Source organism: Arenibaculum sp., from assembly GCF_035998295.1.
GTDB lineage: Bacteria > Pseudomonadota > Alphaproteobacteria > Azospirillales > Azospirillaceae > DASYHS01.
In genome coordinates this window covers 1-5,980 of the sequence record NZ_DASYHS010000191.1, presented here as the reverse complement: position 1 = coordinate 5,980, position 5,980 = coordinate 1, and the positions used below count along the sequence as shown (strand labels likewise).

Below are 5,980 nucleotides of genomic sequence, written 5' to 3'. Positions count from 1 at the left end.
GCCTGCCGGCGCTCGGCGAGGCGGCGGTGATCCTCGCGGCGACGCTCGCGGCCTGCTTCGGCGGCTACGAGATCGTGCGGCGGATCGGCTGGCTCAGGCCGCTGTTCGGCCTGCGTCCGCTCGAACGGACGCCCGTGCGGCTTCCCGCCCGCCTGTCCGCGTGACGCCGGCGCCAAGCGATCGGGCCGCGATCGGCCCGATCACCGCTCCAGCTTGGTCGACAGCACGATCGAGCTCATCGTCCGCTCGATGCCGGGGATGCCGCCGATCGCGTCCAGCACCTCGTCGATGCGCCTCGTGTCCTCGGCGCTGATCATGGCCAGCAGGTCGTGCGCGCCGCTGACGGCGTGCAGGCGCTTGACCTCCGGCATCGCCTTCAGCGCGTGGACGACGCGCGCGTTCAGCTTCGGGTTCGCGGCGATCATCACATAGGCCGTGATCCGGGTTTCGAACCGGCCGGAACCCGGACGCACGGTGTAGCCGCCGACCACGCCGTCGCGCTCCAGGCGCTGGATGCGGTCCTGCACCGTCGTGCGCGACACGCCCAGCTTGCGCGCCAGGCTGGCCGTGGGCTCCCGCGCATTGGTCTCCAGCAGCGCCAGCAGCGCGCGGTCGAGGTCGTCGAGGTTGCGATTCGCCATCGAAGGCCGTCGTTCCGCCGGAAGTTCCGTCACATTTCGGCAGTTTGCCCGCTTCGATCCGGCTCCGCCAGCGCCTATTCCTATCGATAGGAAATCGGGAACGGAGGAGACGGGCATGGGCAAGCGGCGCGTTCTGCTGCTGGGCAGCGGCAAGATCGGTGCGATGATCACGGAGATGCTGGCGGGCAGCGGCGACTACGCCGTCACCGTGGCGGACCGGGACGAGGCGGCCCTGCGGCGCCTCGCGCGCGACGGGGTGGAGCTGCGTCCGCTCGACGTCACCGACCAGGCGGCGCTGATCGAAACCGTGCGCGGCCACGACGCCGTGATGAGTGCGTGTCCCTACACCCTGACCCCCGTGATCGCCGAGGCGGCCAAGGCCGGCGGCGCCCACTATTTCGACCTGACCGAGGACGTCGAGAGCACGCGGCGGGTCAAGCAGCTCGCCGAGGGCTCGCCGACCGCCTTCGTGCCGCAATGCGGGCTCGCCCCGGGGTTCATCTCGATCGCGGCCTACGACCTCGCGCGGCGCTTCGACGACCTGCGCGACGTCCACATGCGGGTCGGCGCCCTGCCGCTCTATCCCACCAACGCCCTGAAGTACAACCTGACCTGGAGCACGGACGGGCTCATCAACGAGTACTGCAATCCCTGCGAGGCGATCGTCGACGGCCACCTGCGCGAGGTGATGGCGCTGGAGGGCGACGAGGCGTTCGCGCTCGACGGCGTCACCTACGAGGCGTTCAACACCTCGGGCGGGCTCGGCACGCTGTGCGAGACGCTCCAGGGCCGGGTGCGCAACCTCGATTACAAGACCGTGCGCTACCCCGGCCACCGCGACATCGTGCGGATGCTGGTCCAGGACCTGCGGCTCGGGGAGCGGCGCGAGATCCTGAAGGACGTGCTCGAGGCGGCGGTGCCGGCGACCAACCAGGACGTCGTCCTGATCTTCGTCTCGGTCAGCGGCACGCGCGACGGAAGGCTGATGCAGGAGAGCTTCGCCAAGAAGGTCTATTCCCGCGACATCGGCGGCCGGGTCTGGAGCGCAATCCAGGTGACTACGGCTGCAGGAATATGCACCATGGTCGACCTCCTGCTCGACGGAAGGCTGCCGGACCACGGCTTCGTGCGTCAGGAGCAGGCGGCCCTGTCGGACTTCCTGGACAACCGCTTCGGCCGGCACTACGCGTAGTGCCTCCGGCGTCCGACGCCGACCGACGCAAGAACGATACGAGAAGGGGACGCCCCCATGAACATCGACGAGATCCTGGCAGCGCTGCGGATGGACCCCACGGCCGTCGAGGCCGGCGCGCGCGTCGTGCGCAGCCCCATCGACGGCTCGGTCGTCGGGCGGGTCGCAGACGACACCCCGCAGGCGGTCGAGGCCAAGATCGGCCACGCCCACGAGGCGTTCCTCGCTTGGCGGTCGGTCCCGGCGCCGCGGCGCGGCGAGCTGATCCGCCTGCTCGGCGAGGAGCTGCGCGCCAACAAGGAAGCGCTCGGCGCGCTCGTCACCCTGGAATGCGGCAAGTCGATCCAGGAGGGCTGGGGCGAGGTCCAGGAGATGATCGACATCTGCGACTTCGCGGTCGGGCTGTCGCGCCAGCTCTACGGCCTCACCATCGCCTCCGAGCGGCCCGGCCACGCCATGCGCGAGACCTGGCACCCGCTCGGCGTCTGCGGCGTCATCTCCGCCTTCAACTTCCCGGTCGCGGTCTGGTCCTGGAACTTCGCGCTGGCGATCGTCTGCGGCGACCCCGTGGTCTGGAAGCCGTCGGAGAAGACCCCGGTCACGGCGCTCGCCTGCCGCCACCTGTTCGAGCGCGCGCTGCAGCGGTTCGGCGCCGGCGCGCCCGAGCGCGGCCTGCTCGAAGTGATCGTCGGCGGGCGCGAGATCGGCGAGACGATGGTCGACGACCACCGCGTCGCGGTCGTCAGCGCCACCGGCAGCACCCGCATGGGCCGGGAGGTCGCGCCCAAGGTCGCCGCCCGCTTCGCCCGCTCGATCCTGGAGCTGGGCGGCAACAACGCGATGATCGTGACGCCCTCGGCCGACCTGGAGCTGGCGGTGCGCGCGGTCCTGTTCGCGGCCGTCGGCACGGCCGGCCAGCGCTGCACGACGCTGCGCCGCCTGATCGTCCACGAGGACGTCTACGACAGCATCGTGCCGCGCCTGCGCGCCGCCTATGAGCAGGTGAAGATCGGCAACCCCCTCGACCAGGGCAACCTGATGGGACCGCTGATCGACAAGGGCTCGTTCGACGCGATGGCGGCGGCGCTCGAATCGGCGCGCGGCGAGGGGGGCAGGGTGCTGACCGGCGGTCAGCGCGTGCTCGCCGACCGCCACCCCGACGCCTGGTACGTGACCCCGGCGCTGGTCGAGATGCCCGGCCAGACCGCGACCGTGCGCTCGGAGACCTTCGCCCCGATCCTCTACGTGATGCGCTACCGCACGCTCGACGAGGCGGTCGCCCTGCAGAACGGCGTCCCCCAGGGCCTGTCGTCCTGCATCTTCACGACCGACGTGCGCGAGGCGGAACGCTTCCTCGCCGCCTCGGGCAGCGACTGCGGCATCGCCAACGTCAATATCGGGCCGAGCGGGGCCGAGATCGGCGGCGCCTTCGGCGGCGAGAAGGAGACCGGCGGCGGCCGCGAGTCGGGCTCGGACGCCTGGAAGGCCTATATGCGCCGCCAGACCGCGACCGTGAACTACTCCGACGCGCTGCCGCTCGCGCAGGGCATCCGGTTCGAGACGTGATGACCATGGCCATGGACGCGGCGGCCATGGACGCGGCGGAACTGCCCGCCACCCCCTGCGTCGTCGTCGACCACGGGCGGCTGGAGGCCAATCTCCGCCGCGTCCAGGCCATCGCGGACACGAACGGCGTGCGGCTGCGGCCGCACGTCAAGACCCACAAATCCGTGCGCATCGCCGGGATGCAGGTGGCGGGCGGCGCCGTCGGCATCACCGCGGCCAAGCCCGGCGAGGCGCTCGTCTTCGTCGAGGCGGGCATCCGCTCGGTCACGGTGGCCTATCCCGTGGTCGACCCGGACCGCATCGACGGGCTGCTCGCCGCCGGGCGCGAGCGGGGCGCCGAGCTGCGGTTCATCGCCGACCATCCCGACGGCGTCGCGGCGCTGGCCGCCGCCGCCCGGCGCCACGGCGTGTCCCTGCCGGTGCTGATGAAGGTGGATGTCGGCCTGCACCGGATCGGCGTCGACCCCGACGGGCCGGCGGCGCTCGACGTGGCGGGGCGCATCGCCGCCGGTCCGGACCTCGTCTTCGCCGGGCTGATCGCCCATGCCGGCCACGCCTACGGTGCATCCGGGCCGTCGGCCGCCGCCGACGTCGCCGAGGCCGAGCGCCTGTGCCTGCTCGGCGTTGCGGACCGCCTCGCGCGCGCCGGGTTGCGCGTGGACGAGATCTCCGTCGGCAGCACGCCGACCGTGCTGGCCCAGCGCGATTTCACGGGCCTGACCGAGATCCGGCCCGGCAACTACGTCTTCCTCGACCTGACCGCGGTCCGCCTCGGCGTCGCCACCCTCGACGACGTCGCGCTGTCCGTTCACGCGACCGTCGTCGGCTGCACCGACCGGCACGCCATCGTCGACGCCGGCTCCAAGGTGCTCAGCTCCGACCTCGGGCCCCACGGCACGACCGGGGTCTCGGGCTTCGGCCGGGCGTTCCCGGCCGGCGGCCCGTTCTCGGGCGACGGGCTGGTGGTCGAGAAGCTGTCGGAGGAGCACGGCTTCGTCCGGCTGGCCGGCGCCCCGATCGAACGCGGGACCCGCCTCGCGATCGTGCCCAACCATTCCTGTGTCGTCGCCAACCTGGCGACGGAGTTAGTGGTCATGGACGGGCAGGGTGCCTGGCCGGTCGATGCCCGCGCCCGCGTGCGCTGAAGGAGGCGCCATGTACCAGCCCAGACAGTTCGAGGAGACCCGGGTCGAGGTGATGCACGACCTGATCCGTGCGCATCCGCTCGCGACCCTGGTGACCCTGTCGCCCTCCGGCATCGAGGCGAACCACGTCCCGCTCCATCTCCGGGTGGACGGGTCCGGCTCCGGCACGCTGGTCGGCCACGTCGCCCGCGCCAACCCGGTGTGGCGCGATTTCGACCCCGCGGTCGAGGCGCTGGCGGTGTTCCAGGGGCCGGAGGCTTATGTCACGCCCTCCTGGTACCCGACCAAGGCCGAGACCGGGAAGGCGGTGCCGACCTGGAACTACGCGGTGGTCCACGCCCACGGCCCGATGCGCGTGATCGAGGACCGGGACTGGCTGCGCGCGCAGATCGACGAGCTCACCGCCGGGCAGGAATCGGCGTTCCCGGTGCCCTGGAGCACCGCCGACGCGCCCGGCGGCTTCATCGATGCGCTGCTCCGCGCGATCGTCGGGATCGAGATCCCGATCGCCCGGCTCGCCGGCAAATGGAAGGTGAGCCAGAACCAGCCGGCCCGGAACCACCATGGCGTCGTCGCCGGGCTGTCGGCGCTCGGCACTGCCGATGCCGCCGAGATGGCCGGGCTGGTCGCGGCACGGGGAGAGCCGGAGGCGGGCTGACGGGCCTGCCGGTCATGACGCCTTGCCCAGGGCCTTCCTGATCGCCGTCTCGACCGGCGAGTAGTCGCCGTCCGCCCGTTCAAGCATCAGCGGCTGCGCCGGCAGCAGCGGCGGCTGCGCCAGGAAGCGGGGCCGCGTGCCGCGATGCGGCTGGGCCGCATGGACGAGGAAGGGATGGCAGAGATAGACCGTCCCCGCCTCGCCGGTCGCCGGCACCTCCGGCAGCGGCGCGGTCCGGCCGAAATCGGCGGCGACCATCTCGCGCAGCGTCAGGCCGGCCTCTCCGGCGGGCGCCAGCAGGCGGGCCATGTCCAGGTGCGATCCCGCCCGGATGCGGGTCGGCGCGTCCTCGTCGCCGACGTCGGAGAACAGGAACAGCATCAGCAGGGCCCGGCCCTTCGAGAAGACGTTGGCACGCCAGGACATGAAGTCGGGGTCCTGCGTGCCGTAGCTGACGTCGACGTGCCAACCCGTGTCTCCCGGGTCCTCGGCGGACGGGAAGCGCACCACGAAGGTGCCGAGCGCGCCCCGCGGCGCCCATCGTCCCGGCCCGACCAGCCGGTCGTAGGCCTGGTGCAGGACCGGCGTGTTGGCGGCCTCGACGAAGGGCTTCTGCCCGTACTGGTTCAGCCGGATGGCCGGCCTCGTCCAGGTGGACGGGTCGTCCGGATCGCATCCCGTGTCCCGCCACAAGACGGCCCGGGCCTCGTCCGCCAGCCCGCGCGGGAAGGCCCCGTCGATCCTGACGTAGCCGGCATCGATGAACTGCTGGATCTGC

At 72.0% G+C, this 5,980-nt stretch carries 6 protein-coding genes; 4 read left to right on the top strand and 2 right to left on the bottom strand.

Annotated features, from left to right (window positions below):
• Positions 1 to 200 precede the first annotated feature (200 nt).
• Positions 201 to 641 carry an Lrp/AsnC family transcriptional regulator gene (locus VGO20_RS18740; RefSeq protein ID WP_327503900.1) on the bottom strand — a complete coding sequence of 147 codons (441 nt, stop codon included), beginning with the start codon at positions 639 to 641 and terminating at the stop codon, positions 201 to 203.
• Between the two features lie 115 nt (positions 642 to 756).
• Here VGO20_RS18740 and VGO20_RS18735 point away from each other — a divergent pair, with 115 nt between their 5' ends.
• The 4 genes from VGO20_RS18735 to VGO20_RS18720 are packed head-to-tail and all read left to right on the top strand — an operon-like array spanning position 757 to position 5,202.
• Positions 757 to 1,833, top strand: coding sequence for a saccharopine dehydrogenase family protein (locus VGO20_RS18735; RefSeq protein ID WP_327503899.1), 1,077 nt, complete (start codon positions 757 to 759; stop codon positions 1,831 to 1,833).
• Between the two features lie 57 nt (positions 1,834 to 1,890).
• The gene (gene amaB, locus VGO20_RS18730; RefSeq protein WP_414639852.1) at positions 1,891 to 3,399 is read left to right on the top strand and encodes an L-piperidine-6-carboxylate dehydrogenase; all 1,509 of its coding nucleotides are present in this window, start codon (positions 1,891 to 1,893) and stop codon (positions 3,397 to 3,399) included.
• Positions 3,399 to 4,544, top strand: coding sequence for an alanine racemase (locus VGO20_RS18725; RefSeq protein WP_327503898.1), 1,146 nt, complete (start codon positions 3,399 to 3,401; stop codon positions 4,542 to 4,544). The genes amaB and VGO20_RS18725 overlap by 1 nt, the downstream gene beginning before the upstream one ends.
• 10 nt (positions 4,545 to 4,554) lie before the next feature.
• Positions 4,555 to 5,202 carry an FMN-binding negative transcriptional regulator gene (locus VGO20_RS18720; protein WP_327503897.1) on the top strand — a complete coding sequence of 216 codons (648 nt, stop codon included), beginning with the start codon at positions 4,555 to 4,557 and terminating at the stop codon, positions 5,200 to 5,202.
• 12 nt (positions 5,203 to 5,214) lie between these two features.
• On the opposite strand, the gene VGO20_RS18715 is transcribed toward VGO20_RS18720, so the two are convergent.
• A partial coding sequence (locus VGO20_RS18715; RefSeq protein ID WP_327503896.1) for a phytanoyl-CoA dioxygenase family protein occupies positions 5,215 to 5,980 on the bottom strand: 766 nt, incomplete at its 5' end.

Coding starts and splice junctions, on each gene's coding strand:
- amaB (WP_414639852.1), top strand. CDS start 1,891: ATGAACATCGACGAGATCCTGGCAGCGCTGCGGATGGACCCCACGGCC.
- VGO20_RS18740 (WP_327503900.1), bottom strand. CDS start 641: ATGGCGAATCGCAACCTCGACGACCTCGACCGCGCGCTGCTGGCGCTG.
- VGO20_RS18720 (WP_327503897.1), top strand. CDS start 4,555: ATGTACCAGCCCAGACAGTTCGAGGAGACCCGGGTCGAGGTGATGCAC.
- VGO20_RS18735 (WP_327503899.1), top strand. CDS start 757: ATGGGCAAGCGGCGCGTTCTGCTGCTGGGCAGCGGCAAGATCGGTGCG.
- VGO20_RS18725 (WP_327503898.1), top strand. CDS start 3,399: ATGACCATGGCCATGGACGCGGCGGCCATGGACGCGGCGGAACTGCCC.